General features: G+C 72.2%; 21 protein-coding genes. 15 read left to right on the top strand and 6 right to left on the bottom strand.

The features are described from left to right. The 5 genes from OG550_RS12370 to OG550_RS12350 all read left to right on the top strand — a co-directional run bounded on the left by OG550_RS12370 (position 1) and on the right by OG550_RS12350 (position 6,480). Positions 1 to 618, top strand: coding sequence for an ATP-dependent Clp protease proteolytic subunit (locus tag OG550_RS12370; protein WP_380360698.1), 618 nt, complete (start codon positions 1 to 3; stop codon positions 616 to 618). Positions 619 to 668: 50 nt separating this feature from the next. Further along, on the top strand, positions 669 to 1,331 hold the full coding sequence (locus OG550_RS12365; RefSeq protein ID WP_327676905.1) for an ATP-dependent Clp protease proteolytic subunit: 663 nt from the start codon (positions 669 to 671) through the stop codon (positions 1,329 to 1,331). 281 nt (positions 1,332 to 1,612) lie between these two features. Continuing rightward, positions 1,613 to 2,902, top strand: coding sequence for an ATP-dependent Clp protease ATP-binding subunit ClpX (clpX, locus tag OG550_RS12360; protein ID WP_327676901.1), 1,290 nt, complete (start codon positions 1,613 to 1,615; stop codon positions 2,900 to 2,902). A 146-nt stretch (positions 2,903 to 3,048) separates the two neighbouring features. After that, on the top strand, positions 3,049 to 5,688 hold the full coding sequence (locus tag OG550_RS12355) for a valine--tRNA ligase (protein WP_327676899.1): 2,640 nt from the start codon (positions 3,049 to 3,051) through the stop codon (positions 5,686 to 5,688). A 264-nt stretch (positions 5,689 to 5,952) separates the two neighbouring features. Beyond that, complete coding sequence (locus tag OG550_RS12350) at positions 5,953 to 6,480, top strand: hypothetical protein (RefSeq protein WP_327676897.1); 528 nt, start codon at positions 5,953 to 5,955, stop codon at positions 6,478 to 6,480. Positions 6,481 to 6,508: 28 nt separating this feature from the next. On the opposite strand, the gene OG550_RS12345 is transcribed toward OG550_RS12350, so the two are convergent. The 3 genes from OG550_RS12345 to OG550_RS12335 form a co-directional block, all read right to left on the bottom strand. Further along, positions 6,509 to 8,035, bottom strand: a complete 1,527-nt coding sequence (locus OG550_RS12345) for a chitinase (RefSeq protein ID WP_327676896.1) — start codon at positions 8,033 to 8,035, stop codon at positions 6,509 to 6,511. Positions 8,036 to 8,195: 160 nt separating this feature from the next. Continuing rightward, positions 8,196 to 9,356 (bottom strand): non-hydrolyzing UDP-N-acetylglucosamine 2-epimerase, encoded by a 1,161-nt coding sequence (gene wecB / locus OG550_RS12340; protein ID WP_327676894.1) that lies wholly within the window; start codon positions 9,354 to 9,356, stop codon positions 8,196 to 8,198. A gap of 71 nt (positions 9,357 to 9,427) precedes the next feature. After that, a complete protein-coding gene (locus OG550_RS12335) occupies positions 9,428 to 10,861 on the bottom strand; it encodes a glycosyltransferase family 2 protein (protein ID WP_327676892.1) in 1,434 nt (477 codons plus the stop codon). Between the two features lie 174 nt (positions 10,862 to 11,035). On the opposite strand from OG550_RS12335, the gene folC reads away from it, so the two are divergent. The 8 genes from folC (at position 11,036) to rodA (ending at position 19,873) form a co-directional block, all read left to right on the top strand. Further along, positions 11,036 to 12,427 carry a bifunctional tetrahydrofolate synthase/dihydrofolate synthase gene (folC, locus tag OG550_RS12330; protein ID WP_327676890.1) on the top strand — a complete coding sequence of 464 codons (1,392 nt, stop codon included), beginning with the start codon at positions 11,036 to 11,038 and terminating at the stop codon, positions 12,425 to 12,427. 2 nt (positions 12,428 to 12,429) lie between these two features. After that, positions 12,430 to 12,777 (top strand): DUF4233 domain-containing protein, encoded by a 348-nt coding sequence (locus tag OG550_RS12325; protein WP_327676888.1) that lies wholly within the window; start codon positions 12,430 to 12,432, stop codon positions 12,775 to 12,777. Between the two features lie 118 nt (positions 12,778 to 12,895). Further along, positions 12,896 to 13,309, top strand: coding sequence for a nucleoside-diphosphate kinase (gene ndk / locus OG550_RS12320; RefSeq protein WP_327676886.1), 414 nt, complete (start codon positions 12,896 to 12,898; stop codon positions 13,307 to 13,309). Positions 13,310 to 13,619: 310 nt separating this feature from the next. Further along, on the top strand, positions 13,620 to 14,645 hold the full coding sequence (locus OG550_RS12315; RefSeq protein ID WP_327683829.1) for a rod shape-determining protein: 1,026 nt from the start codon (positions 13,620 to 13,622) through the stop codon (positions 14,643 to 14,645). A 92-nt stretch (positions 14,646 to 14,737) separates the two neighbouring features. Beyond that, positions 14,738 to 15,688, top strand: coding sequence for a rod shape-determining protein MreC (gene mreC / locus OG550_RS12310; RefSeq protein WP_327676883.1), 951 nt, complete (start codon positions 14,738 to 14,740; stop codon positions 15,686 to 15,688). Positions 15,689 to 15,691: 3 nt separating this feature from the next. Next, positions 15,692 to 16,336, top strand: a complete 645-nt coding sequence (gene mreD / locus OG550_RS12305) for a rod shape-determining protein MreD (RefSeq protein ID WP_327676882.1) — start codon at positions 15,692 to 15,694, stop codon at positions 16,334 to 16,336. Positions 16,337 to 16,394: 58 nt separating this feature from the next. Further along, positions 16,395 to 18,677: a penicillin-binding protein 2 gene (mrdA, locus tag OG550_RS12300; RefSeq protein WP_327676880.1), complete on the top strand. Its 2,283-nt coding sequence runs from the start codon at positions 16,395 to 16,397 to the stop codon at positions 18,675 to 18,677. Continuing rightward, positions 18,674 to 19,873 (top strand): rod shape-determining protein RodA, encoded by a 1,200-nt coding sequence (gene rodA / locus OG550_RS12295; RefSeq protein ID WP_327676878.1) that lies wholly within the window; start codon positions 18,674 to 18,676, stop codon positions 19,871 to 19,873. The genes mrdA and rodA overlap by 4 nt, the downstream gene beginning before the upstream one ends. A gap of 75 nt (positions 19,874 to 19,948) precedes the next feature. On the opposite strand, the gene OG550_RS12290 is transcribed toward rodA, so the two are convergent. Together OG550_RS12290 and OG550_RS12285 are read right to left on the bottom strand one after the other, a co-directional pair. Next, positions 19,949 to 20,611 (bottom strand): nitroreductase family protein, encoded by a 663-nt coding sequence (locus OG550_RS12290; protein WP_327676876.1) that lies wholly within the window; start codon positions 20,609 to 20,611, stop codon positions 19,949 to 19,951. Between the two features lie 45 nt (positions 20,612 to 20,656). After that, positions 20,657 to 21,163, bottom strand: coding sequence for a MarR family winged helix-turn-helix transcriptional regulator (locus OG550_RS12285; protein ID WP_327676874.1), 507 nt, complete (start codon positions 21,161 to 21,163; stop codon positions 20,657 to 20,659). 137 nt (positions 21,164 to 21,300) lie between these two features. On the opposite strand from OG550_RS12285, the gene OG550_RS12280 reads away from it, so the two are divergent. Then, positions 21,301 to 22,395: a GDSL-type esterase/lipase family protein gene (locus tag OG550_RS12280; protein WP_327676872.1), complete on the top strand. Its 1,095-nt coding sequence runs from the start codon at positions 21,301 to 21,303 to the stop codon at positions 22,393 to 22,395. A gap of 103 nt (positions 22,396 to 22,498) precedes the next feature. Here the strand turns inward: OG550_RS12280 and OG550_RS12275 are convergent, their stop codons facing one another. Continuing rightward, positions 22,499 to 23,788: a M14 family zinc carboxypeptidase gene (locus OG550_RS12275; protein WP_327676870.1), complete on the bottom strand. Its 1,290-nt coding sequence runs from the start codon at positions 23,786 to 23,788 to the stop codon at positions 22,499 to 22,501. Between the two features lie 610 nt (positions 23,789 to 24,398). Here OG550_RS12275 and OG550_RS12270 point away from each other — a divergent pair. Then, entirely contained in the window at positions 24,399 to 26,324 is a 1,926-nt protein-coding gene (locus OG550_RS12270) for a TIGR03960 family B12-binding radical SAM protein (protein ID WP_327676868.1), read from the top strand. Positions 26,325 to 26,504: the final 180 nt, after the last annotated feature.

The following is a 26,504-nucleotide window of genomic DNA, read 5'->3' as shown; positions in this document are numbered from 1 at the left end:
ATGCCCGGCCCGATGGCGCCGCACGCCGCCTCTGGTGACGTGCTGGGCGGCCTCGGCGACCAGGTCTACAACCGGCTGCTCAACGAGCGGATCATCTTCCTCGGCCAGCAGGTCGACGACGACATCGCCAACAAGATCACCGCCCAGCTGCTGCTGCTGGCCGCGGACCCGGACAAGGACATCTTCCTCTACATCAACTCCCCGGGCGGCTCGATCTCGGCCGGCATGGCGATCTACGACACCATGCAGTACATCAAGAACGACGTCGTCACCATCGCGATGGGCATGGCCGCCTCGATGGGCCAGTTCCTGCTGACCGCGGGTGCCAAGGGCAAGCGCTTCTCGCTGCCCAACGCCAACATCCTGATGCACCAGCCCTCCGCCGGCCTCGGCGGCTCGGCCACCGACATCCGCATCCAGGCCGAGCAGCTGCTCCGCACCAAGAAGCGGATGTCCGAGCTGATCGCCTTCCACAGCGGCCAGTCCTTCGAGCAGATCACGTCGGACTCCGACCGCGACCGCTGGTTCACGCCGGAGGAGGCCCTGGAGTACGGGCTGATCGACGCGATCATGCACAGCGCCGCGGACGTCCCCGGCGGCGGCGGCACGGGCGCCTGAGCCTGGCCCACGAGACCACAGCCACAACGCTCCGGAGGACAAGAACCCCCATGAACATCCCCAGCCTCTCCAGTGCCAAGGCGCGCGTCGAGGACATGCGAGCCGAGGGCCGCTACATCGTCCCGAGGTTCGTCGAGCGCACCTCGCAGGGCATCCGTGAGTACGACCCGTACGCCAAGCTGTTCGAGGAGCGCATCATCTTCCTCGGCTCGCAGGTGGACGACGTGTCGGCCAACGACATCATGGCGCAGCTGCTCTGCCTGGAGTCGATGGACCCGGACCGCGAGATCCAGATGTACATCAACTCGCCCGGCGGCTCGTTCACGGCCCTGACGGCCATCTACGACACCATGCAGTACGTCAAGCCGGACATCACCACCGTCTGCATGGGCCAGGCGGCCTCCGCGGCGGCCGTCCTGCTGGCGGCCGGCACCCCCGGCAAGCGGATGGCGCTGCCGAACGCCCGCATCCTGATCCACCAGCCGTACACCGAGACCGGCCGCGGCCAGGTCTCCGACCTGGAGATCCAGGCCCGGGAGATCTTCCGGATGCGCGAGCAGCTGGAGGAGATGCTGTCGAAGCACTCCAACAAGTCGGTGGAGCAGGTCCGCGACGACATCGAGCGCGACAAGATCCTGACGGCCGAGGAGGCCGTCGAGTACGGTCTGGTCGACCTGGTCATCTCCACCCGCAAGGCCTCGCTGACCTCCTGAGGTCGGCACCGCCCTCGCCCGCCGTCCGGCGCGGGGAGGGGCCGGGAGCGGGGCGCGCGGCCGGGTCGCGCGCCCCGCTCCGGCACACCGGCGGCTCCTGCGACGGCATCTGTTCGGTATCAATTCGCCCAGGGCGTAGGGCAGACCCGGCGAAGAGGACGGAATCGGCGGCTCGGCAGAGTACCGTCGGATAGCGAGACCGATTCGCCGTCGGGCGTCGACGGTCCACAGCACCAGGCCCCGGAACCCCCGCGGGGCCCCTGGCGAAGGGGAAGCACCTCGTGGCACGCATCGGAGACGGTGGCGACCTGCTCAAGTGCTCGTTCTGCGGCAAGTCGCAGAAGCAGGTGAAGAAGCTGATCGCCGGCCCAGGCGTGTACATCTGCGACGAGTGCATCGACCTGTGCAACGAGATCATCGAGGAGGAGCTCGCCGAGACCTCCGAGGTGCGCTTCGAGGAGCTGCCGAAGCCGCGCGAGATCTACGAGTTCCTGGACCAGTACGTGGTCGGCCAGGACCTCGCCAAGAAGGCGCTGTCGGTGGCGGTCTACAACCACTACAAGCGGGTCCAGGCGGGTGAGGCCGGCCGCAGCGGCGGCAACGGCCGCGAGGACGCCATCGAGCTGGCGAAGTCCAACATCCTGCTGCTCGGGCCGACCGGATCCGGCAAGACCCTGCTCGCGCAGACCCTGGCCCGGATGCTGAACGTGCCGTTCGCGATCGCCGACGCCACCGCGCTGACCGAGGCCGGGTACGTCGGCGAGGACGTCGAGAACATCCTGCTGAAGCTGATCCAGGCGGCCGACTACGACGTCAAGAAGGCCGAGACCGGGATCATCTACATCGATGAGATCGACAAGGTCGCCCGGAAGAGCGAGAACCCGTCGATCACCCGGGACGTCTCCGGCGAGGGCGTGCAGCAGGCGCTGCTGAAGATCCTGGAGGGCACCACCGCCTCGGTGCCGCCGCAGGGGGGCCGCAAGCACCCGCACCAGGAGTTCATCCAGATCGACACCACCAACGTGCTGTTCATCGTGGGCGGCGCGTTCGCCGGCCTGGAGCGGATCATCGAGGGCCGCGCGGGTGCCAAGGGCATCGGCTTCGGCGCCACCATCCGCTCCAAGCGGGAGCTGGACGCGAGCGACCACTTCCGTCAGGTGATGCCGGAGGACCTGGTCAAGTTCGGCATGATCCCGGAGTTCATCGGCCGCCTCCCGGTGATCACCAGCGTGCACAACCTGGACCGCGAGGCGCTCCTGCAGATCCTCACCGAGCCGAAGAACGCGCTGGTCAAGCAGTACCGGAAGCTCTTCGAACTGGACGGCGTGGAGCTGGAGTTCTCCCGGGACGCGCTGGAGGCCATCGCCGACCAGGCGATCCTGCGCGGCACCGGCGCGCGCGGCCTGCGGGCCATCATGGAGGAGGTGCTGATGTCCGTGATGTACGAGGTCCCCTCGCGTCAGGACGTCGCCCGCGTGGTGGTGACCGGGGACGTCGTCTCCAAGCACGCCATCCCCACCCTGGTGCCGCGCGACATGATCAAGCGGGAGCGGCGCGACAAGAGCGCCTGACACCGCGGGACGTCCGCCGGGGCCCCGGAACCGACACGGTTCCGGGGCCCCGGTGCGTGTCCCGGTGCGTGTCCGGGGCGGCCGCGGGCGCCCCGGAGGGGAAAGCGGTTCGTAACCCGGTTCCCGGATTACGTAAACTGTCCGTCGTGACCGACACCACGAACCAGCGCCCCGCGAACACACCCGCCGGGGACGAAGCAGCCACCCTCCCGACGACCTACGCTCCGGCGGACGTAGAGGGCGAGCTGTACGAGCGCTGGGTAGAGCGCGGTTACTTCACCGCCGACGCCAAGAGCGACAAGCCCCCGTACACGATCGTCATCCCCCCGCCGAACGTCACCGGTGCGCTGCACCTGGGCCACGCGTTCCAGCACACGCTGATGGACGCGCTGACCCGGCGCAAGCGCATGCAGGGTTTCGAGGCGCTCTGGCTGCCCGGCATGGACCACGCCGGCATCGCCACCCAGAACAAGGTGGAGCAGCAGCTCGCCGAGTCCGGCCTCTCCCGCCACGACCTGGGCCGCGAGGCCTTCGTCGAGAAGGTCTGGGAGTGGAAGGAGAACTACGGCGGCCGGATCCTCGGCCAGATGCGCCGCCTCGGCGACGGCGTCGACTGGTCGCGCGAGCGCTTCACCATGGACGAGGGCCTGTCGCAGGCCGTCCAGACCATCTTCAAGCGGCTCTTCGACGACGGCCTGATCTACCGGGCCGAGCGCATCATCAACTGGTGTCCGCGCTGTCTGACCGCGCTCTCCGACATCGAGGTGGAGCACGAGGAGGTCCCCGGCGAGCTGGTCTCGATCCGCTACGGGGACGGCGAGGACTCGATCGTCGTCGCCACCACCCGGGCCGAGACGATGCTGGGCGACACCGCCGTCGCAGTCCATCCGGAGGACGAGCGCTACCGGCACCTGGTCGGCCGGACCATCAAGCTGCCGCTGACCGACCGGGAGATCCCGGTCGTCGCCGACGAGCACGTGGACCCGGAGTTCGGCACCGGCGCCGTCAAGGTGACCCCGGCGCACGACCCGAACGACTTCGCCATCGGCCAGCGCCACGACCTGCCGAACCTGAGCGTCATGGACGAGCGCGGCGTCATCACCGTGCACGGCCCGTTCCTCGGCCTGGACCGGCTGGACGCCCGCGCGGCCGTCGTCGGCGCGCTGCGCGAGCAGGGCCGGATCGTCGCCGAGAAGCGCCCGTACATGCACTCCGTCGGCCACTGCTCGCGCTGCCACACGGTGGTCGAGCCGCGGCTGTCGCTGCAGTGGTGGGTCAAGGTCGCCCCGCTGGCCCAGGCGGCCGGCGACGCCGTCCGCGACGGCAAGGTGGAGATCCACCCGAAGGAGCTGGAGCGCCGCTACTTCGACTGGGTCGACAACATGTACGACTGGTGCATCTCGCGCCAGCTGTGGTGGGGCCACCGGATCCCGGTCTGGTACGGCCCGGACGGCGAGGTCGTCTGCGTCGGACCGGACGAGCAGCCGCCGACCGGCGAGGGCTGGCACCAGGACCCGGACGTCCTGGACACCTGGTTCTCCTCCGGCCTGTGGCCGTTCTCCACGCTCGGCTGGCCGGAGCAGACCCCGGACCTGGAGAAGTTCTACTCCACCGACGTCCTGGTCACCGGGCACGACATCATCTTCTTCTGGGTCGCCCGGATGATGATGTTCGGCCTGTACGCGATGGACGGCCAGGCGCCGTTCAAGACGGTCGCCCTGACCGGCCTGGTCCGCGACGAGTTCGGCAAGAAGATGTCGAAGTCGTCCGGCACCGCCGTCGACCCGCTGGACTGGATGGACGCCTACGGCGCCGACGCCGTCCGCTTCACCCTGGCCCGCGGTGCCAACCCGGGCGCCGACGTGCCGATCGGCGAGGACTGGGTCAAGGGCTCGCGGAACTTCTGCAACAAGATCTGGAACGCGACCCGCTTCGCGCTGATGAACGGCGCCACCGTCGAGGGCCCGCTGCCCGCGCCGGAGCAGCTGACCCCGGTCGACCGCTGGATCCTCTCGCGGCTGAACGCGACCGTGGCCGAGGTCGACGCGCTGTACGACGGCTACGAGTTCGCCAAGGCCTCGGACGCGCTGTACCACTTCGCCTGGGACGAGGTCTTCGACTGGTACGTCGAGCTCTCCAAGACCACCCTGGCCAAGGGCGGGGCGCAGGCCGACGCCTCGCGCCGGGTGCTCGGCGAGGTCCTGGACGTCACCCTGCGGCTGCTCCACCCGATCGTGCCGTTCGTCACCGAGGCGCTGTGGACGACGCTCACCGGCGCCGAGTCGCTGGTCGTCGCCGAGTGGCCGGCGGACGGCGGCTTCCGTGACGCCGCCGCCGAGTCCGAGGTCGCCACGCTCCAGCAGGTGGTCACCGAGGTCCGCCGGTTCCGCTCGGACCAGGGCCTCCAGCCGGCGCAGCGGGTCCCGGCCCGGCTGGAGCTGGACGGCACCGTGCTGGCCGTCCACGAGGACGCGATCCGGTCGCTGCTGCGGCTGACCGTCCCGGAGGAGGGCTTCTCGGCCACAGCCTCGCTGCCGGTCGCCGGTGCCACCGTGGCGCTGGACCTCTCCGGCACCATCGACGTCGCGGCGGAGCGCAAGCGCCTCGCCAAGGACCTCGCGGCCGCCGAGAAGGAGAAGGCCCAGACCGCCGCCAAGCTCGGCAACGAGGCCTTCCTGGCCAAGGCGCCGGACGACGTGGTCGCCAAGATCCGGACCCGTCAGGAGGCCGCCGGGGCCGACATCGCCCGGATCACCGCCCAGCTCGCGGCGCTGCCGCAGGGCTGATCCGGAGCCGGATCCCGAGGAGCCGCACCCCCGCCTCGGCGGGGGTGCGGCTCCTCCGTTTTTCCGGAGGTCGGATAGTCGTGCGTCCCAATAGCCCAATCCCATTGCTCCCTTCCGGCGAATATTCATCCTGGACCGGGTGAGGTCCTATTCCGCCCGAATTCATTCCGCTCTTGCCCGCGCGCGTTCGCGGAAGTTGGCAGGTCGGATGTGTACGGTGTGCTTCGAGTTCCGCAGAGCCGAGGAGCGACGGGAGGGCGTGGCGTGGTGGTGACCGAGGAGTTGGCCGACGAACTGCCTGCCGAGGTGGTCGAGGAGGCCAAGGCGAGGGCGGCGGTGCTGCTGCTCGCGTTCCGGCACGGAAACCAGCTCGCGTTCGACCACGCGCTGGACCGGCTGTTCGAGGAGCACGCCGAGCGGGAGGTGACCACCCTGCTCGCCTGGATCGCCGCGGAGGCGGTCCGCAAGGCCTACGCCCCCGAGGTCGGCGACCGGGTGCTCCGGGCGATGGCCCGGCGCGCCCCGCAGGACACCGGTGCGGTCGAGGTGGACGAGGAGAGCGCGGACGCGGCCCGGCTGATCGAGGCGGTGGCGGCGGGTGAGGTGGCCGAGGTCCGCGGCCTGGTGGCGGCGACCGCGGACACCACGTTCCTGCTGGGCGGCCTGCTCCAGGGCGTGGCGATGATGCTGCCGCTGCTGCCGGAGGGCGAGCTGGCCGGGATCACCGCCGAGCTGCGGCGCCGGCACGGTGGTGCCGGTGCGGAGATCCCGGAGGCCCGGGCCGGGGTCTGACCCCGGCCCGGGCCCCCGGGCGCGCCGGTTACGGCATCGCGTGCAGGTGCGAGCCGACGGTGGAGGCGATCCCGCCGCCCGCCTTGGCGTCCCAGTTGGTCGACCAGGTCATGGCCCCGCCGATCCCGGGCCACTTGGTGTCGGGCTTGAAGGTGCCGCAGTTGGTGCCGGCGGCCAGGCAGTCCAGCGCGTTGTTGACCACGCTCGGGCTGACGTACCCGCCGCCGGCCGCGCTGGTGGACGCGGGGACGCCGAGCCCCACCTGGTCGGGCCGCAGCCCGCCCTTGAGCTGGATGCAGGCCAGGGCGGTGAGGAAGTTGACGCTCCCCTGGGAGTAGACCTGTCCGTCGCAGCCCAGCATCGCGCCGGAGTTGTAGTACTGCATGTTGACGATGGTGAGGATGTCCTTCACGTTCAGCGCCAGCTTGAAGTACTCCATCCCGGTCGACTGCATGTCGATGGTCTGCGGCGCCATGGTGAGCACGAAGCCCTTGCCGGCCTTCGCCGCCAGGCTGTGCAGCGCCTGGCCCATGTAGGTGGCGCTGACGCCGTTCTCCAGGTCGATGTCGATCCCGTCGAATCCGTAGCCCTGCATCAGGGACCAGGCGGTGTTGGCGAAGTTGGTCGCGGAGGTGGAGCTGTTCACCGAGACCGTGCCGTTCTGGCCGCCGACCGAGAGGATCACCTTCTTGCCGGCCGCCTTCTTGGCCGCGATGTCGGCCTTGAACTGCGCCTCGGTGTAGCCGCCGAGCCTGGAGGAGAGCACCGGGTCCAGGGTGAAGCTGAGCCCGCCGGGCGTGCTGGTGGCGTCCGCGAAGGAGACCGCGATGATGTCGTACGCGGCCGGTACGTCGCTGATCCGCTGCACGGTGGCGTTGTTGTCGAAGTTCTGCCAGTAGCCGGTGAGCAGGTGCTTGGGCCCGGGGCGGGTCGGGGTGTCGGTGGGCGTGGGGGTGTCGGTCGGTGTCGGCGTGTCGGTGGGGGTCGGGGTCGGGGTGGTGGCGGTGGGGGAGGGCTTCGGGTCGCCGGGGCCCTGCAGCGAGACGTCGTCGGCGAGGAAGGCGGGCTGCCCGTACCAGCCGTGCAGGTAGACGGTGACGCTGGTGGTGTTCGCCCCGGTGGTGAAGGTGGTGCTGAGCTTGGACCAGGCGGCTCCGCCGGGGGTCCAGGTGCTCGGGTCGGTGCCGCCGGTGCCGCGGGCGCCGAGGTAGACGTACGAGCCCTGGACCCAGCTGCTCAGCGTGTAGGTCGAGGAGGGCTTCACGGTGACGGTCTGGCTGCACTCGCCGGTGGCGCTGTTGCCGGGGGTCGAGCGCAGTGCGGCCGAGCCGGAGTGCACGGTGGTGGTCTCCGCGGCGCCGGAGGAACACGTCCAGCCGCCGAGGTGGTCGGCGTTCTCGAAGCCGCCGTTGGTGACCAGTTCCACGACGTCGGCGGCGGCGTGCGCGCCGGTGCCGCCGGCCAGGACGAGGCCGCTCAGTCCCACCGCGATCGCGCTGGCGCCGGCGAGCAGGGAGTGCACGGCGCGGGGGCGCCGGTTGTGGGCAGGTGGCATGACTCCATCTCCTGCGGGGGAGGCCGTCGGCTCACGTGGGGGAGAGCCGTCCGGGTGTCGATGGTGCGCGTGCAGGGGCTACCGACAACTCAAGTCCCTGTCGGGGAAGGAGACTTGCCTCACAAGGTGGAGTAGACCAATCCGCCTGTCAAGAGGACGGTCAGGCGGCGGCCGCGACCTGCGGCGATGTCAGCCGCGCGGTCAGCCCGGCGATCCGGGCGGAGGCGAGACCGTCGCCGTAGGGGCTCGGGGTGGCCGCCAGCCGGGCGAGCCGCTCGGGGGTGTCGGCGAGCCAGGCGCGGGCCAGGGCGCCGAGTTCCCCGCCCGGCCGCACCAGTGCGGCGAAGCCGGCGTCGACCGCCTCCGGCCGTTCGGTGGAGCGGCGGACGACCAGCAGCGGGCGGCCGAGCACGGTGCACTCCTCCTGCACCCCGCCGGAGTCGGAGACCAGCAGGGCGGCGTGCCGGGCGAGGCCGAGGAAGTCGGCGTAGCCGACCGGCCCGGTGACGGCCAGTCGCTCCAGCAGGGCGTCCAGGCCGAACCGCTCGACGGCCGCCCGGGTGCGCGGGTGCATCGGGAACAGCACCGGGGTGCCGTCCCGGGCGATCCGGTCCAGTTCGGCGAGGACGGCGCCGAGCGCCTCGGCGGAGTCGGTGTTCTCCGGCCGGTGCACGGTGGCCAGCACGTAGCCGTCCTCCTCCACCCCGTGCCGGGCGAGCAGCGCGGCCCGGGCACCGGCCCCGGGCAGCCTGCGGCGGACCACCTCGACCACGGTGTTGCCGGTGAGCGCGATCCGCTCCTCGGCCAGCGACTCGGCCCGCAGGTTGGCGGCGTTGTCGGTGGTGGCGGCGCAGAGCAGGTCGGAGACGTGGTCGACCATCACCCGGTTGTGCTCCTCGGGCATCGCCCGGTCGAAGCTGCGCAGCCCGGCCTCGACGTGGACCAGCGGGATCTCCCGGGCGTTGGCGGCGAGCGCGCCGGCCAGGGTGGCGTTGGTGTCGCCCTGGACGACGACGGCGGCCGGGCGGTCCTCGGCGAAGGCGGCGTCGAGCTGGCCGAGCGACTGGGCGATCTGCCCGGCGCGGGGGCGGCCGCCGACACCGGTGAGCAGTTCGGGCCGGGGCAGGCCGAGGTCGCGCAGGAAGCTGCCGGACATCGCCTCGTCCCAGTGCTGGCCGGTGTGGACCAGCCGGGTGGCCGGACCGAGCTCGTGGATCAGCGGGGCGAGCTTGACCAGCTCGGGGCGGGTCCCGAGGACCACGGCGACGCTGCCGGGGGCGAGCGGGCGGACGTCGGGCTTCGGCAGGGGGCACAGGGTCATGACGGGGGCTCCGGGGTCGGGGCGAGCGGGCCGGGACGAGCGGCTGCGAGCGGGCCGCGCGGGGGCGGCGGTCAGGATTCGAGGGCGGTGGGGGCGCCGAGCGCGACCTTCTCGGCGTTGCGCCTGGTCTTGGCCCAGCCGTTGCGGCCGAGCAGCAGCCGGACGGCCGCCCGGGCGGCGACCACGAACAGGTGGTAGGCGTAGAGCCAGACCAGGACGCCCCAGAGCAGTCCGGTGAGCCGGCTGCGGTCGGGGTGGACGAGCCGGCGGTAGGCGAAGCCCCAGAACAGCATCGGCAGGGTGGCGAGCACGAAGGCGAGCGCCATCCAGGGGCCGAAGCGGAGCTGGAACGCGGCGGTCTCCGCGGGGAAGAGCACCAGGCCGGCCGCGGTGATCGCGATCGACAGCGGGGTGAGCACGACCAGCAGCACGCAGACCACCGGCTGGAGGAAGGTGTAGAGCACCTCGGCCTTGCCGGCGGGGCGGTAGTGCGGGGAGCGCAGGACCCGGCCGGTGTAGCGCAGGCACTGCATGTTGCCCTGGGCCCAGCGGGTGCGCTGGGTGAGGAAGCGCCGGCCGGAGACCAGGGCCTCCTGGGAGACGGCGGCCTCGGTGACGTGGGTGAGCCGCCAGCCGGCCAGCCGCAGGTCCAGGCCGGACTCGTAGTCCTCCAGCAGGGCGCGCTCCGGCCACGGCCGGCCGGCGCGGCCCTCCTCGGCGGTCAGCGAGTCCAGGGCGGTGAGCCGGACGAACTGGCCGTTGCCGCCGAGGCCGACGCTGCCGGTGCGGCGGCGCAGCAGCTGCATGCCGGCGTTGTTGGCCTGGAACTCGACGTCCTGCATCCGGACCAGGGCGCGGGCGAACGCGTTGGCGAGCCGGCCGCGTCCGGGCAGCGGCCGCTCGTCCTCGGCGTTGCGCATCCGGACGCCGATCTGCACCGCGCCGGTGTCGGAGCGGCCGAGAGCCCGGTCGTTGCAGACCTGTTCGAGGGTGCCGTGGTCGAGCTGACCGTCGGCGTCGACCACGCCGACGACGACCCGGGACCGGTCGGTGCCGGCGGGCAGGCCGGCGGAGATCTCCCGGTAGGCGGCGTTGAGGGCGGCGCCCTTGCCGATCCGGGCGTGCGGGCGGCGGCGCTGGACGAGGTGGATCCGGTCGTCGTGCCCGGCCGCGGCGAGCACCAGCTCGCGGGTGGCGTCCTCGCTGTCGTCGTCGATCACCCAGAGGTGGGCGGCGGGGGCGACGGCCCGCAGTCCGGCCAGGGTCTGGGCGACCACCGCCTCCTCGTCGCGGCACGGGATCACCAGGTGCCAGTGGAAGGCGGACGGGTCGCCGGGCTCGCCGGGGGTGTTGTGCCGGAAGGCGTGCCGGGAGCCGGCCCAGTAGAGCAGGAAGCGTCCGAAGACGAGCGCCATGTAGACCAGCAGCGCCAGCGAGACCAGTCCGGCGAGCCAGACGATGCTGTCGCGGCGGACCTCGATGAAACCGCGCAGGGCGTCGGGCATGGCGCTGTGCTCCTCGTGATCAAAGGTGATGTGTCTCCCAGTGATGCGAATCGCTGCGTCGTTGCGGCCTGATGTCGCTAAATCGATAGTAAACGCGGAAAACGACCAAGCCGGGTCAAAGTGGTCGTTCTCACCCCGTCGGGAGCGCCGCGCACGGCTCCGTAGACTGTGGTCGTGAGCGACAAGGCCGACCCGAACCCGTACACCCTCCGCCCCGCCGACGGCACCGCCGCCGACGCCCTGCGCGACGTCGAGGTGGAACTCTCCAAGCGCTGGCCGGAGAACAAGCTGGAGCCCTCGCTCGACCGGATCGAGGCGCTGATGGACATCCTGGGCCAGCCCCAGCGGTCCTTCCCCTCCATCCACATCACCGGCACCAACGGCAAGACCTCCACCGCCCGGATGATCGAGCAGCTGCTCAACACCTTCGAGCTGCGCACCGGCCGCTACACCAGCCCGCACGTGGAGTCCGTCACCGAGCGGATCAGCCTGGACGGCTCCCCGATCAGCCCCGAGCTGTTCGTCGAGGTCTACCGGGACATCGAGCCGTACGTGCGGATGGTCGACGAGCGCGAGCCGGTCGCGATGTCCTTCTTCGAGGTGCTGACCGGCATGGCGTACGCGGCCTTCGCCGACGCCCCGGTGGACGTCGGCGTGATCGAGGTCGGCATGGGCGGCTCCTGGGACGCCACCAACGTCATCGACGCCGCCGTCGCGGTGATCACCCCGATCGGCCTGGACCACACCGACAAGCTGGGGGAGACCACCGGCGAGATCGCGGTCGAGAAGTCCGGGATCGTCAAGCCGGGGGCCGTCGCCGTCGTCGCCCAGCAGCAGCTGGACGCGGCCCAGACCATCCTGCGGCGCGCCGTCGAGGTGGACGCCACGGTGGCCCGCGAGGGCATGGAGTTCGGCGTGATCCGCCGTGAGGTCGCCATCGGCGGCCAGCTGGTGACGCTGCGCGGGCTCGGCGGCGAGGAGTACGAGGAGGTCTTCATCCCGCTGCACGGCGCCCACCAGGCGCAGAACGCCGCGCTCGCGCTGGCGGCGGTCGAGGCCTTCTTCGGCGTCGGCGGCGCCCGCGGCGGGCAGCTGGACGTGGACAAGGTGCGGCAGGCGTTCTCCGGCGTCGCCTCGCCGGGCCGCCTGGAGGTCGTCCGCCGCAGCCCGACCATCCTCCTGGACGCCGCGCACAACCCGGACGGCGCCCACGCCACGGTGGCCGCGATCGGCGAGTCCTTCGGCTTCACCCGGCTGGTCGGCGTGGTCGGCACCAGCGGCGACAAGGACGTGGCCGGCCTGCTGGAGGCCTTCGAGCCGCTCCTGGCCGAGGTCGTCATCACCCGGAACTCCACCCACCGCGCGATGGACGTGGACGCGCTGGCCGCGCTCGCGGTCGAGATCTTCGGCGAGGACCGCGTCCAGGTCGAGCCCCGGCTCGACGACGCCATCGCCGCCGCCGTCACCCTGGCCGAGGAGGAGGGCGACCTCGGCGGCGCCGGGGTGCTGGTCACCGGTTCGGTCATCACGGTGGGCGAGGCCCGCCTGCTGCTCGGGAGGAAGTGACGATGAGGACGCTCTGTTCCTCGACGCTGATCGGCGAGGCTCTGCTGATCATGTTCGCCGGCCTGGTGGCCATGCAGCTCTCGGACGTCCCCACGGCCACCGTGTGGACCGTCAGCGGCATCGCGATGGCGCTCTGCGTGCTGCTCTGCGGCATGATCGGCCGGCCCGGCGCCGTCCCCGTCGGCTGGGCGCTGCAGATCGGACTGATCGCCAGCGGCTTCGTCCTGCCGACCATGTTCGGGCTAGGCGCCGTCTTCGCCGGCCTGTGGTGGTGCTCGGTGCACTACGGCCGGAAGATCGACGAGATCAAGGCCGCCCGGGCCGCCGCCGCACCGGCCCCGGCGGTCTGATCCACGGCCTCCGAGGGGCTGCCGGGGCACCTGCTCACGCAAGGTAACCTCTGCGGTAGTCGCACTCCGCACGTCGAACGGCGTGCGAGCCGTCCCGATCATTCCCAGGAGATGCACCGTGTCCCAGCGCACGCTCGTCCTGCTCAAGCCCGACGCCGTCAAGCGCGGCCTGGCCGGCGAGATCATCAGCCGCATCGAGCGCAAGGCCGGCTGGCGCCTCACCGCCGTCGAGCTGCGCACCTTCGAGCGGACGACGCTGGAGCAGCACTACGCGGAGCACGTCGGCCGCCCGTTCTACGAGCCGCTGCTGGAGTTCATGACCTCCGGCCCGTCCATCGCCCTGATCGTCGAGGGCGAGGAGGTCGTCGCCGGCATCCGCATGCTGGCCGGCGCCACCAACCCGCTGGAGGCCGGGGCCGGCACCATCCGCGGCGACTACGCGACCATCACCCGTGAGAACCTGATCCACGCCTCCGACTCGCCCGAGTCCGCCGAGCGCGAGATCAAGATCTTCTTCCCGGCCCAGGTCTGATCCGGACGGCTCCAGGGACCTCGGGGTGCCCCGGTCGGGACCATTGGCCCGGCCGGGGCATTCTTATCGGGAAATAGGGAACCAGGGGGGCCGACACGGCGTCCCAATGCCCGGAGAAGCGATCACGCTCCGGACAATGGACGGTATGCCCCACGTCGACGTCCGTGCCGGCCGGCGTGACTACGATGGACGCGACTCAAGGGCCCGGTAAGGCAGCTCAGCTGGTCTCCGCCCAAGCGTGGGCGCGCGCGTTCCGTCCACCTCCATGACACCGAGCCCGGGAAGGCACCCACACCCCATGGCGAGCAACCTGTCGTTCATCGGCCGCGACTTGGCGATCGACCTCGGAACTGCCAACACGCTGGTGTACGTCAGGGGCAAGGGGATCGTCCTCAACGAGCCGTCGGTGGTCGCGGTCAACACCAACACCGGGGGGATCCTGGCCGTCGGCTCCGAGGCCAAGAAGATGATCGGCCGCACCCCGGGCAACATCGTCGCGATCCGCCCGCTCAAGGACGGCGTCATCGCCGACTTCGAGATCACCGAGCGGATGCTCCGCTACTTCATCCTCAAGATCCACCGGCGCCGCTTCCTGGCCCGCCCCCGGGTCGTCGTCTGCGTGCCCTCCGGCATCACCGGCGTCGAGCGCCGCGCCGTCATCGAGGCCTCCCTGCAGGCCGGCTGCCGCCAGGTGCACATCATCGAGGAACCGATGGCCGCCGCGATCGGCGCCGGCCTCCCGGTCCACGAGCCCACCGGCAACATGGTCGTCGACATCGGCGGGGGCACCACCGAGGTCGCCGTCATCTCGCTCGGCGGCATCGTCACCGCGCAGTCCATCCGGGTCGCCGGCGACGAGCTGGACAACGCCATCGTCCAGCACATCAAGAAGGAGTACTCGCTGCTCCTGGGCGAGCGCAGCGCCGAGCAGATCAAGATGAGCATCGGCTCCGCCTTCGGCCTGGAGGGCGAGAAGGACGAGCACGCCGAGATCCGCGGCCGCGACCTGGTCAGCGGCCTGCCCAAGACCGTCGTCATCTCCGCCGCCGAGGTCCGCGAGGCCATCGACGAGCCGGTGAACTCGATCATCGACGCGGTCAAGACCACCCTCGACCAGTGCCCGCCCGAGCTGGCCGGCGACGTCATGGACCGGGGCATCGTGCTCACCGGCGGCGGCGCCCTGCTCCGCGGCCTGGACGAGCGGCTGCGCCGGGAGACCGGCATGCCGATCCACATCGCCGAGAACCCGCTGGACTCCGTCGCACTCGGGTCCGGCAAGTGCGTCGAGGAGTTCGAGGCCCTCCAGCAGGTACTCGACGCCGCACCGCGCCGTTAGCAGAACCGAAACGTCAGCCGAACTGAACGGGTCCCCGCCCGGGTCCAAGCCCGGGCGGCGGGGCCCAGGCACGAAGGGGCAGCACCAGCACCGTGAGGGACACACGAGAGAGCCGGCTGCTGCTCATCCTGCTGGTGGCCGTCGCCTTCGCGCTGATCACCGTCGACATCAAGGGCGGTGAAAGCTCCCCGCTCGGCGGCGCCCGGCGCGCCGCGGCCTCCGTCCTCGGCCCCGTCGAACGGGGCGCGGCCACCGCCGTCGACCCGGTCGCCGACACCGTCCGGGCCTTCCGCGACGCCGCCGCGGACAGCGGCCGCACCGACCAGCTCGCCCGGGAGAACACCGAACTGCGGCAGAAGCTGGCCTCCTCCGACATGGCCGGCGGACGCACCAAGCAGCTCGACGACCTGCTGCGCACGGCCGGCGCCGGCGGATACACCGTCAAGGCCGCCCAGACCATCGCGATCGGCCCGGCCCAGGGCTTCTCCTGGACCATCACCATCGACGCCGGCAGCGACGACGGGCTCACCCGGGACATGACCGTGATCAACGGCCAGGGCCTGGTCGGCCGGATCACCACCGTCGCCCCGACCACCGCCACCGTGCTGCTCGCCTCCGACCCCGGCTTCTCCGCCGGCACCCGGCTGGAGGCCACCGGCGAGATCGGCTTCGCCTCCGGCGGCGGCAGCAGCGCCATGAAGGTCTCGCTGCTCAACGGCAAGGCCCAGGTCAAGGACGGCGACCGGCTGGTCACCTTCGGATCGCAGAGCGGCCGCCCGTTCGTCCCCGGCGTCCCGATCGGCAAGGTGGTCCAGGTCGAGGCCAACCCCGGCCAGCTCACCAAGACGATCCTGGTCGAGCCGTTCGTCCAGTTCACCCGGCTCGACCTGGTCGGCGTGGTCGTCGTCCCGCCGCGCACCGACCCGCGGGACGCCGTCCTGCCGCCCGCCCCCGCGCCGGCCGGCCAGGCCCCGGCGGCGCCCGCCGCACCGGCCGCGGCCCCGGCCGCCGTCCCGCCCGCCAAGCCCAATGGGGGGAACTGAGCCATGCGCCTCGCCCGCATCCCCGTCTCCGCCGCCCTGATCCTGTTCGGCCTGATCCTCCAGGTCAGCGTCTTCGGCCGGCTGCAGCTCCCGGGGGCCACCCCGGACATACTGCTGCTCGTGGTGGTCGGCCTGGCCATGGTCTACGGGCCGACCGGCGGCTGCCTGGTCGGCTTCGCGGCCGGCCTGCTCGCCGACGTCGCCCCGCCCTCCGACCACGCCATCGGCCGGTACGCGCTGGTGCTCTGCCTGATGGGCTACGCCGCCGGACTGCTCCGCCCCGAGCACGGCCGGCAGCGTTCGGTCTCCAGCGCGCTGCTCGTGGTCTCCGTCGCCGCGATCGCCTCCACCCTGCTCTACGCGATGGTCGGCGCCCTGGTCGGCGACACCGCCGCCCGGCACGTCGGGCTCGGCTCGCTGGTGCTGACCGCGCTGGTCTACGACCTGCTGCTGGCCCCGTTCGTGGTGCCCGCCGTGATGGCGCTCGGCCGCCGCTTCGGCAAGGACCCGGTGGCCGCCGCCGGACCCGGCGACGACGAGGGCGGCCCCGGCCTCGGCACCCTCGCCCGCTACCGCACCACCCGCGAGGCCTCCTCCGGCCCGATGTTCAAGAGGAAGCGCCTGCTCGGCGCGGGCAAGCGCCCGTAGTCCGCGCAGGCCCCGACCCGACCAGCCCGCCCTCGCGATTTCCTGGAGCGCACGAGACGTGAGCAACATCCCCGAGACCGGCCGAACCCGGCGGGTGACGATCCGTCTGGTGGTCCTGCAGATCCTGGTGCTGTCGCTGCTCGCCACCCTCGGCGGGCGGCTCTGGTACCTCCAGATCCGCAACGCCAAGGAGTACACCGCCAAGGCGACCGGCAACCACATCCGCGAGGTCGTCGAACCGGCCGTCCGCGGCGAGATCCTGGACGCCTCGGGCCGCATCCTCGCGGGCAACGAGACCAAACTGGTCGTCTCGGTCAGCCGCACCTCGCTCCTCCAGCAGAAGGACGGCGGCAAGGCGGTGCTGACCCGGCTCGCCGAGGTCCTCGGCATGCCGGCCAAGGACGTCCAGGAGAAGGTCCGGCTCTGCGACCCCAAGACCCCGCAGCCCTGCTGGAACGGATCGCCCTACCAGCCGATCCCGGTCACCAAGGAGGCGACCACCCAGCAGGCGATGCAGATGATGGAGCGCCGCGAGGACTTCCCCGGGGTCACCGCGCAGCCCACCGCCGTGCGCCACTACACCGGCGCCGAGGGCGCCAACATGGCCCAGGTGCTCGGCTACCTCTCGCCGGTCACCGACGACGAGGTCTCGAAGACCGCCGACAAGGCGGGCCTGGACCGCTACCTGCCGGCCGACCAGATCGGCCGGGCCGGGCTGGAGTCGGTGTACGACCGCGACCTGCGCGGCACCGCCGGCATCACCAAGCTGGAGGTCGACAACCTCGGCCGGGTGATCGGCACCGCCGACAAGGCCCCGCCGCAGACCGGCAACAACCTGGTGACCAGCATCGACGCCAAGGTGCAGAAGGTCGTCGAGGACAACCTGGCGCAGGCCATGGCGGACGCCCGCAAGACCTGGGACAAGAACACCAAGCGCAACTACGAGGCGGACTCCGGCGCCGCGGTCGTGATGGACGTCAAGACCGGCCGCATCATCGCGATGGCCAGCGCCCCCAGCTACGACCCGAACATCTGGCAGGGCGGCATCTCCGGCAAGGACTACCAGGGGCTGACCAACAAGGAGTCCAACTACCCGCTGCTGAACCGGGCCATACAGGGTCAGTCCGCCCCCGGCTCCACCTTCAAGGTGGTCTCCACCGCGGCCGCCGCACAGGCCGGCTACGCGCTCAACGGCAACTACCCGTGCCCGAGCAGCATGACCATCGGCGGTCGCGAGTTCAAGAACTTCGAGAGCCAGGGCCACGGCTCGATCACCCTGGCCCAGGCGCTGGAGGTCTCCTGCGACACCGTCTTCTACGGCCTCGCCTACGACCAGTGGCTGGCCGACGGCGGCATCAAGCCGAAGAAGGACACCGGCGACTGGTTCTACAAGACCGCCCACCAGTTCGGGCTCGGTGCCAAGACCGGCATCGACCTGCCCTCCGAGGCGGCCGGCCGGGTGCCGGACCGGCAGTGGAAGCAGTCCTTCTACGACAACAACAAGGACGCCTGGTGCAAGCAGGCCGAGAAGGGCGGCAAGGAGTACGCCGACCTGATCGCCAAGGAGAACTGCGTCGACGGCTACGTGCTGCGCGCCGGTGACGCCGTCAACTACGCGATCGGGCAGGGCGACACCCTGGTCACCCCGCTGCAGATGGCGCGGATCTACTCGGCCCTGGCCAACGGCGGGACGCTCTGGCGGCCGACCGTCGCCAAGGCGGTGATAAGCCCGGGCGGAGAGCTGGTCCGCGAGATCGCCCCGCACGAGGACGGCAGGCTGCCGACCGACGCCAAGACCCTGCAGTACATCGACGAGGCCACCAAGGGCGTCGTCTCGACCGGTACCGCCGCGTGGAAGTTCACCGGCGCGGGGTGGCCGCAGGGCAAGATCGAGCTGCACGCCAAGACCGGCACCGCCGAGGTCGAGGGCAAGCAGACCACCTCGTACCTGACCACCTACAGTCGCGACTACGCGGTCGTGATGACGATAAGCCAGGGCGGCACCGGCTCCGGCGGCTCCGGCGACTCCGTCCGCCGGATCTACCAGGCGCTCTACGGCGTCGACGACAAGGGCAACATCGACAACGGCAAGGCCCTGCTGTCCACGCCGCAGACCGAGCTGCCGAAGTTCAACGCCGACGGCACCGCGATCATCAAGCAGGCCTCGTTCGCCGGGGCGTCCGCCGGTGCGGCCGCCGCGGAGCTCGGCGACCCCGGGGTGACCGGCGGTTCGCCGCGGGTCTTCCTGGACCCGGCGCAGCCGGTCGGGGCGGTCGTGGTGCCGGTCGCGGCGGTCGCGGCCGTCGAACCCACCCGCTCCACCGGAAGGGGCCGGGCATGACCTCCTACGGCTCGTACCGCCAGCTGCGGCTCGTCCCGCAGCGCGGCGGGGTCCCCAGGACGCTGGCCAAGGACTCCCCGATCTGGCGGATCGACTGGATACTGCTGCTGGCCGCGGTGGTCCTCTCGCTGGGCAGCTCGCTGCTGGTCTGGTCGGCCACCCGCGGGCGCGACTCGCTCACCCACGGGGACCCGCAGTACTTCCTGTACCGGCACCTGACCAACGTCATGATCGGCGCCGTGCTGTGCGCGGTGGTGATAGCGATAGGGAGCCGCCGTTTCCGGACGGTGGTGCCGTTCCTGTACGCCGGCGTCATCGTCCTGCTGCTGGCGACGCTGAGCCCGCTCGGCTCGACCATCAACGGCCAGCACTCCTGGATCCAGCTGGGCGGCGGCTTCTCGGTGCAGCCGGCGGAGTTCGCCAAGCTGGCGATCGTGCTGGTGATGGCGGTCGTGCTGTCCGAGCAGGTGGACGCCGGGGAGCGGGAGTTCCCGGCGAACCGGGCGGTGTTCCGCGGGCTGGTCTGGGCGACGCTGCCGATGGCGATCGTGATGCTGATGCCGGACGCCGGCTCGGTCATGGTGATGGCGGTCATCGTGCTCGGTATCCTGCTGGCCTCCGGCGCGGCCAACCGCTGGGTGTTCGGGCTGATCCTGGCGGGCGTCGGCGGCTGCGTGGCGATCTGGAAGCTCGGAGTGCTGAGCAAGTACCAGATCGACCGGTTCGCGGCCTTCGCCAACCCGGCGCTCGACCCGTCCGGGGTCGGCTACAACACCGCCCAGGCGCGGATCGCGATCGGCTCGGGCGGGCTGACCGGCAAGGGGCTGTTCCACGGGACGCAGACCACCGGGCAGTTCGTGCCGGAGCAGCAGACCGACTTCGTCTTCACGGTGGCCGGTGAGGAGCTGGGCTTCCTCGGGGCGATGGCGATCATCGTGCTGCTGGGCGTGGTGCTCTGGCGGGCCTGCCGGATCGCCCGGCAGGCGACCGACCTGTACGGCACCATCGTGGCGGCCGGGGTCGTCGCCTGGTTCGCGTTCCAGGGGTTCGAGAACATCGGGATGTGCCTGGGCATCATGCCGGTGGCCGGCATCCCGCTGCCGTTCGTCTCCTACGGAGGGTCGTCGATGTTCTCGACCTGGGTGGCGATCGGGCTGTTGCAGGCGGTGCAGAGCCAGCGGCCGATAGCGGCCTGACCGCGGCGCGTCGCAGGAGCACCGGCGGGGCCGGTCCGGGTGTGTACCGGACCGGCCCCGCCGGTGTTCCCGGGGCTACCAGGTGTCCCAGTGCGCGATCCGGTCGGTGGGGACGCGCGGGCCGGGGCGGAAGTCGGTGCCGATGGTGTGGGCGAGCGGGACCAGTGCGACCTGGGCCACCGTCTCGTACGGGACGCCGAGCAGTTCGGCGGCCTCGCGCTCGTAGTGCAGGTGCGGGGTGGTCCAGGCGGTGCCGAGGCCGCGGGACCGGGCGGCCAGCATGAACTGCCAGGTGGCGGGGAGGATCGAGCCCCAGGCGTTGGCCTGGCCGACGTGCGTGCCGAGTTCGTGCCGCCCCTCGATCCGGACGCAGGGCACCACGAGGACCGGTACCTCGTGCAGGTGGTCGAAGAGGTGCTGGGCGCTCTCGGCGAGGCGCTGCCGCCGGTCGGTGTCCTCGGTGGTGCGGTCCAGGCCGGTGCGGACGACGGGCTGCCGGGGCCGGGCCAGGCCGAGCCGGTAGAGGTCGGCGAGGGCCGCGCGCCGGGCCGGATCGGTGACGATCACGAAGTCCCAGCGCTGGCGGTTGCGGCCGGTGGGGGCCTGGGCGGCGAGGTCCAGGCACTCCTCGACCAGGGACCGGTCCACCGGGCGGGTGAGGTCGAGCCGCTTGCGCACGGCCCGGGTCGTGGTGAGGAGCTGTTCCGCGGTCAGTTCGAGGTGGGGCGGGTGGGGCACGGCCTTGGCCTCCGGTCGGATGGGCCGGCCGCGCGGGGCGGGGCCTCAGTCGGCCGGCGGGACGTCGAGGAGCTTGCGGGTGAGGCGGACCAGGGTCGCCCGTTCGCCCGGGGTGAGTGCGGCGAAGGCGTGGTCCAGGACGGGGGCGATGGCGCGCTCGGCGTCGGCCAGGGCGGCGGCCCCGTCGGGGGTCGGGGTGACGGCGTAGGCGCGGCGGTCCCGCGGGTGGCGCTCGCGGCTGACCAGGCCGGCGGCCTCCAGGGCGTCCACGCAGCCGACCATCACGCTGCGGTCGATCCGCAGCTGCTCGCTGAGCTCCTGCTGGGAGCAGCTGCCGACGGCGTCGAGCATCTTGAGCACCAGGTGCTGGGCCACGGTCAGCGGGGCGCCGGAGAGCTGCTCGTCGATGGACCGGGCGACCGCGGTGGTGGCCCGGCAGAGCGCGATGTCGGGGCGGTCCCGGGTGAGTGCGGCGAAGTACCGCCCCCGCTCGCCGCTGTCGTCCGCCCTGCTCGGTGACGCGAGGCGGGCGGTCCTGGGAGCGGCGGCCATCGGGACTCCTTCGGTCGTGGACGGCCAGCATAACGCTCCCCCGAGATTGTTTGACGGTAGATGATTTCCGCTGCTACGTTCCGAGCGTACTTGATCGAGCATCAGATTGTTGAGAGTCAGATCAACTTGGGGGCGGGATGGCCGGCGGGGGCGGAACGGGCACGGCTGCGGACGACCGCGGCGGGGGGACGGCCGCGGCGGGCGGCGAAGCGGCGGGGGAGGAGTGGCTCGACCCCGCGGACGGGCGGCTCGGCTGGGACGGCGTCTGCGGCTTCGAACGGACCGGCGGCGCCGTCCTGCCCCTGCGGATCCCGCAGGAACGCCTCGGCACCGTGCTCTCGGACAACTTCGTCCGGCTCGCCCGGATCCCGGCCGGAGCCCGGTTCGCCGTCCGCACCGACGCCACCGCGCTGCTGCTCGACCTCGCCGCCGAACCGGGCACCGCGCCCCTCGACGTCCTCGCCGACGGAGAACTCCTCCACCGGCGCCACCTCGGACCCGGCCGCACCCGGCTCGCCCTGGCGCTGCCGGGCCGCCCGGCGGAGGTGGAGGTCTGGCTGCCGCACCTGTCCCGCACCCGGCTCGCCGCGGTCGGCCTCCGCGGCCACCGGCTGCTGGAGCCCGTCGACCGCACCGGCCCGCGCTGGATCGCCTACGGCAGCTCCCTGACCCACGCGATGTTCCCCGACGGGCCCTCCGCGAGCTGGACCGCCCTGCTCGCCCGCCGCCACGGCTGGCGGCTGCGCAACCTCGGGTTCGCCGGCGAGGCCTACCTGGACCCGCTGGTCGCCCGGGTGATCCGGGACACCCCAGCCGACCTGGTCACCCTGGAGATCGGCACCAACGCCTACATCCGCTCGACGTTCACCGCCCGCAGCTGGGGGCCCGCCGTCTGCGGCTTCGTCGAGACGATCCGGGACGGGCAGCCGGACACCCCGATCGCCGTCATCGCCGCCCTGCCCTCGGTGGATCGCGAGAAGGCGGTCAACGCGGCCGGCCTGACCCTGGCGGACGTCCGCGACCTCACCGCCACGGCCGTCCGGGTGCTCCAGCGGCTGGGCGACCGCCGGCTGCACCTGGTCGACGGCCGGGACGTGCTGCCGGTCGCCGAGGCGGACGGGCTCTACGCGGACGGCCTGCACCCCACCCCGGAGGGGGAACACCGGCTGGCCGGCCTGGCCGCGCCCTTCCTGCGGCCGCTGGTCGCCCGGATCGGCCGGCCGGGGGCCTGACCCCGGCCCGACCCCCGGCCCGCCGGACGGGGGTCGGGCCGGCACCGGGGGACCGCCGGCGGCGGGAGGTCAGGCCGGCCGGACGGGGCCCGGCGGCGGGAGGTCAGGCCGGCAGCAGGAGATCGGCGGCGGCCAGCGCCGCCCGGGCCTGGTGCGAGACCTGGCAGTCCACCGGCACCCAGCGGACGCCCAGCCGGTGCAGGCCGTCCAGGCTCGACGCGACGATCGTCCGGGCCCGCGCCCTGGCCGCGTCCGCCGCCGGCCCGCCGGAGTCCGCGAGCAGCCGCAGCAGCATCGAGGCGACCCGCAGCGGCAGCCGCTCGGCGACGATCCGGGCGGTCGTCACCCGGGACACCGACAGCGGCGCCTCCGACCACTCGGTCCGCCACTCCTCCAGCAGCAGCGGGCAGACCTCCAGGTTGAACTCGATCGAGCGCAGCAGCGGCCCGTATGCCACCCCGGCGTGCGGCGGCACCTGCGGCAGCAGCCCGACCAGCTCCTCCACCCGGTCGCCCAGCGTGCGGGCGGCGGCCCGCACGGCGGCGCGCGCGTTGGGGTGCCGGCGGGAGTCGCCGACCGCGTCTATCGCCCACATCGGCACCTCCAGCACGGCCGTCACCCCGCCGTACCGGCCCGCGTACGACCAGGTGGACAGCTCCGGACGGTCCGGCAGCGCCTGCGAACCGCCGCCCGGCGCCGGCATCACGTACGCGCCGGGGGCCGGACTGTCCCAGCCGACCGCGTCGTAGGAGTCGACGTCCAGCGGGATCCCGGCCCGCGCCACCGACCGCGCGAACCCCTCGGCCAGCCCCGGCAGCGGCCGGGTCAGCTGCACGAACGCGCCGCCGAAGTCCACGCCGTGCAGCGAGCACTGCAGGACCGGGCGCAGCTCGTCGATCAGGCCGGTCAGCGCCAGGCTCTCCGGCATCGGCGGGCGGCCGCCGTCCGGGGCCGGCGGCAGTTCGGGCTGCTCGTCGAACGCGGGCCGGAAGAAGTGCTCGTAGTGCCGCGCCGGGGTGAGCGGGCCGTGCAGCCAGCCCTCGTTGAGGGCGGCGCCGTCCGGATCCAGGCAGAGCAGCACGTGCCAGCCGGCGCCGGGGCGGGGCGGCAGCTCCAGCACCCGCTCGGCCAGCCGGACCGCGGCGGCCACGCCCACCGGCTCGTTCGGGTGCGGTCCGCCGACCGCCAGCACGGCGTGCTCCCCGTCGTCGACGGAGAGCAGCACCAGCGGCCGGCCGGCGCGGGAGCGGCCCACCTCGCGGACGCGGCACCGGTCGGGGTGGCGGCGGGCCAGCCGGTGGGCGGCCGAGACGGCGCGGGCCACCGTCGGGTAGCCCTCGGTTTCCTGGCGCGGCGGGTCGATCCGGCGTACCCGTGGGCCCGTGTCGGTCATGGCTCTCCTGTCCTCGGGCACGCCCGTGCACGGGCGGCGGTGTGGCCTGTCCTCGGGGGCTGTCCTCGGGGGGCTCTGGTGAGGGGGTCGTGCTGCGGGGGAGGTGCTGGCGGTGCTGCGGGAAGGTGCTGCGGGGAGGTCGGGGAAGGCGTTGCGGGGAGGTCGGGAAGGTGCTGCGAGGGGTTCGCCCTGCGGGGCATACCCGGGAGGGCCGTCCGGCTACCGCGTGCGGGGCGGCCTCGCCGCAGCCGGTACCGGTCCGCCGCGGTGGGTCAGCCGCCCGCGGTTCCGGGCGGGAGGACCGCCGTCCCGGGCGCGAGGCCGGGGCCGGTTGCGTTGTGCATGGTCAACTCCCTTGCCTCGACGGCGTACAGGACCCTCCGGCAGAGCCTTGCCAGTACCGCACGCGGCCTCCGAACGTGTCAACCACCGTCGACGCCGCACCGTCGGGCGGCGTTCACCCGCCGGGGCGCCCCCGGCCGCCCGGGAGTCGGCGGCCCGAGGGCCGGGAAGAGCCGGTCCCGATTCGGCTACCCTTGAGGGTCACCCCACCCAGTCGCCGCCCCCAGTGAGCGCGGCGGTCGTCAAACGTCGTAAGGGTTCCTAGTACATGACTGTCGAATCGGTCTTCCCACGCCTGGAGGCCCTCCTCCCGCACGTCCAGAAGCCGATCCAGTACGTCGGCGGCGAGCTCAACTCGACCGTCAAGGACTGGGACGCCTGCGACGTCCGCTGGGCGCTGATGTACCCCGACGCCTACGAGGTCGGACTGCCCAACCAGGGCGTCATGATCCTCTACGAGGTGCTCAACGAGCAGGAGGGCGTGCTGGCCGAGCGCACCTACAGCGTCTGGCCGGACCTGGAAGCGCTGATGCGCGAGCACGGCGTCCCCCAGTTCACCGTCGACGCCCACCGGCCGGTGCGCGCCTTCGACGTGTTCGGGCTCTCCTTCTCCACCGAGCTCGGCTACACCAACATGCTCACCGCCCTCGACCTGGCCGGCATCCCGCTGAACGCCCGGGACCGGGGCATCGACGACCCGATCGTGCTGGCCGGCGGCCACGCCGCGTTCAACCCCGAGCCGATCGCGGACTTCATCGACTGCGCCGTCGTCGGCGACGGCGAGCAGGCCGTGCTCGACATCACCAGGATCGTCCGGGCCTGGAAGGAGGAGGGCCGCCCCGGCGGGCGTGAGGAACTGCTGCTGCGCCTGGCGCGCACCGGCGGCGTGTACGTGCCCGCCTTCTACGACGTCGAGTACCTGCCCGACGGCCGGATCGCCCGTGTCGTGCCCAACGCCCCCGGCGTGCCGTGGCGGGTCTCCAAGCACACCGTCATGGACCTCGACGAGTGGCCCTACCCCAAGCAGCCGCTCGTCCCGCTCGCCGAGACCGTGCACGAGCGGATGTCCGTCGAGATCTTCCGCGGCTGCACCCGCGGCTGCCGCTTCTGCCAGGCCGGCATGATCACGCGCCCCGTGCGGGAGCGAAGCATCACCGGCATCGGCGAGATGGTGGAGCGCGGGCTGAAGGCCACCGGCTTCGAGGAGGTCGGCCTGCTGTCGCTCTCCTCCGCCGACCACACCGAGATCGCCGACGTCGCCAAGGGCCTGGCGGACCGCTACGCCGAGGACAAGATCGGCCTGTCGCTGCCGTCCACCCGCGTCGACGCCTTCAACATCGACCTCGCCAACGAGCTGAGCCGCAACGGCCGCCGCTCCGGCCTCACCTTCGCCCCCGAGGGCGGCAGTGAGCGCATGCGCAAGGTGATCAACAAGATGGTGTCGGAGGAGGACCTCATCCGCACCGTCGCCACCGCCTACGGCAACGGCTGGCGCCAGGTGAAGCTGTACTTCATGTGCGGCCTGCCCACCGAGACCGACGAGGACGTGCTCCAGATCGGTGAGATGGCGAAGAACGTCATCCAGAAGGGCCGCGAGGTCACCGGCCAGAACGACATCCGCTGCACCGTCTCCATCGGCGGGTTCGTGCCCAAGCCGCACACCCCGTTCCAGTGGGCCCCGCAGCTGTCCGCCGAGGCCACCGACGCCCGCCTCGCCAAGCTGCGCGACTCCATCCGCGGGGACCGCAAGTACGGCAAGAACATCGGCTACCGCTACCACGACGGCAAGCCCGGCATCGTCGAGGGCCTGCTCTCCCGCGGCGACCGCCGGATCGGCGCCGTCATCCGGGCGGTCTACGAGGACGGCGGCCGTTTCGACGGCTGGCGCGAGCACTTCTCGTACGACCGCTGGATGGCCTCCGCCGAGAAGGGCCTGGCCGGCACCGGGGTCGACGTCGACTGGTACACCACCCGTGAGCGCACCTACGAGGAGGTGCTGCCCTGGGACCACCTGGACAGCGGCCTCGACAAGGACTGGCTCTGGGAGGACTGGCAGGACGCGCTGGAGGAGGTCGAGGTCGACGACTGCCGCTGGACCCCCTGCTTCGACTGCGGGGTGTGTCCCCAGATGGACACCAGTATCCAGATCGGCCCCACCGGCAAGAAGCTCCTGCCGCTGACCGTGGTCAAGTAGCGACCTTCGGGGCGCCCCGCCGGACACCCGGCGGGGCGCCCCGGCCCCGGTTCCGGCCGCGCGGCCGCGGTGTCCCTGGCCAGGGGCGGAGCGAGGGGGTGGCGGGGGCGCGTACCCTTTGAGGTGACAGAGTCCGGACAGTGGCGGGAAACCGCCGCCGCGACGGACGGGGACAACTGA

This window comes from Kitasatospora sp. NBC_00458 (assembly GCF_036013975.1).
Lineage (GTDB): Bacteria > Actinomycetota > Actinomycetes > Streptomycetales > Streptomycetaceae > Kitasatospora.
Note: the sequence above shows the minus strand (reverse complement) of the source record. Positions and strands in the feature narration are given on the sequence as shown.

Coding starts and splice junctions, on each gene's coding strand:
- OG550_RS12370 (WP_380360698.1), top strand. CDS start 1: ATGCCCGGCCCGATGGCGCCGCACGCCGCCTCTGGTGACGTGCTGGGC.
- OG550_RS12365 (WP_327676905.1), top strand. CDS start 669: ATGAACATCCCCAGCCTCTCCAGTGCCAAGGCGCGCGTCGAGGACATG.
- OG550_RS12345 (WP_327676896.1), bottom strand. CDS start 8,035: ATGCCACCTGCCCACAACCGGCGCCCCCGCGCCGTGCACTCCCTGCTC.
- wecB (WP_327676894.1), bottom strand. CDS start 9,356: ATGACCCTGTGCCCCCTGCCGAAGCCCGACGTCCGCCCGCTCGCCCCC.
- OG550_RS12335 (WP_327676892.1), bottom strand. CDS start 10,861: ATGCCCGACGCCCTGCGCGGTTTCATCGAGGTCCGCCGCGACAGCATC.
- OG550_RS12325 (WP_327676888.1), top strand. CDS start 12,430: ATGAGGACGCTCTGTTCCTCGACGCTGATCGGCGAGGCTCTGCTGATC.
- mreD (WP_327676882.1), top strand. CDS start 15,692: ATGCGCCTCGCCCGCATCCCCGTCTCCGCCGCCCTGATCCTGTTCGGC.
- rodA (WP_327676878.1), top strand. CDS start 18,674: ATGACCTCCTACGGCTCGTACCGCCAGCTGCGGCTCGTCCCGCAGCGC.
- OG550_RS12285 (WP_327676874.1), bottom strand. CDS start 21,163: ATGGCCGCCGCTCCCAGGACCGCCCGCCTCGCGTCACCGAGCAGGGCG.
- OG550_RS12280 (WP_327676872.1), top strand. CDS start 21,301: ATGGCCGGCGGGGGCGGAACGGGCACGGCTGCGGACGACCGCGGCGGG.
- OG550_RS12275 (WP_327676870.1), bottom strand. CDS start 23,788: ATGACCGACACGGGCCCACGGGTACGCCGGATCGACCCGCCGCGCCAG.
- OG550_RS12270 (WP_327676868.1), top strand. CDS start 24,399: ATGACTGTCGAATCGGTCTTCCCACGCCTGGAGGCCCTCCTCCCGCAC.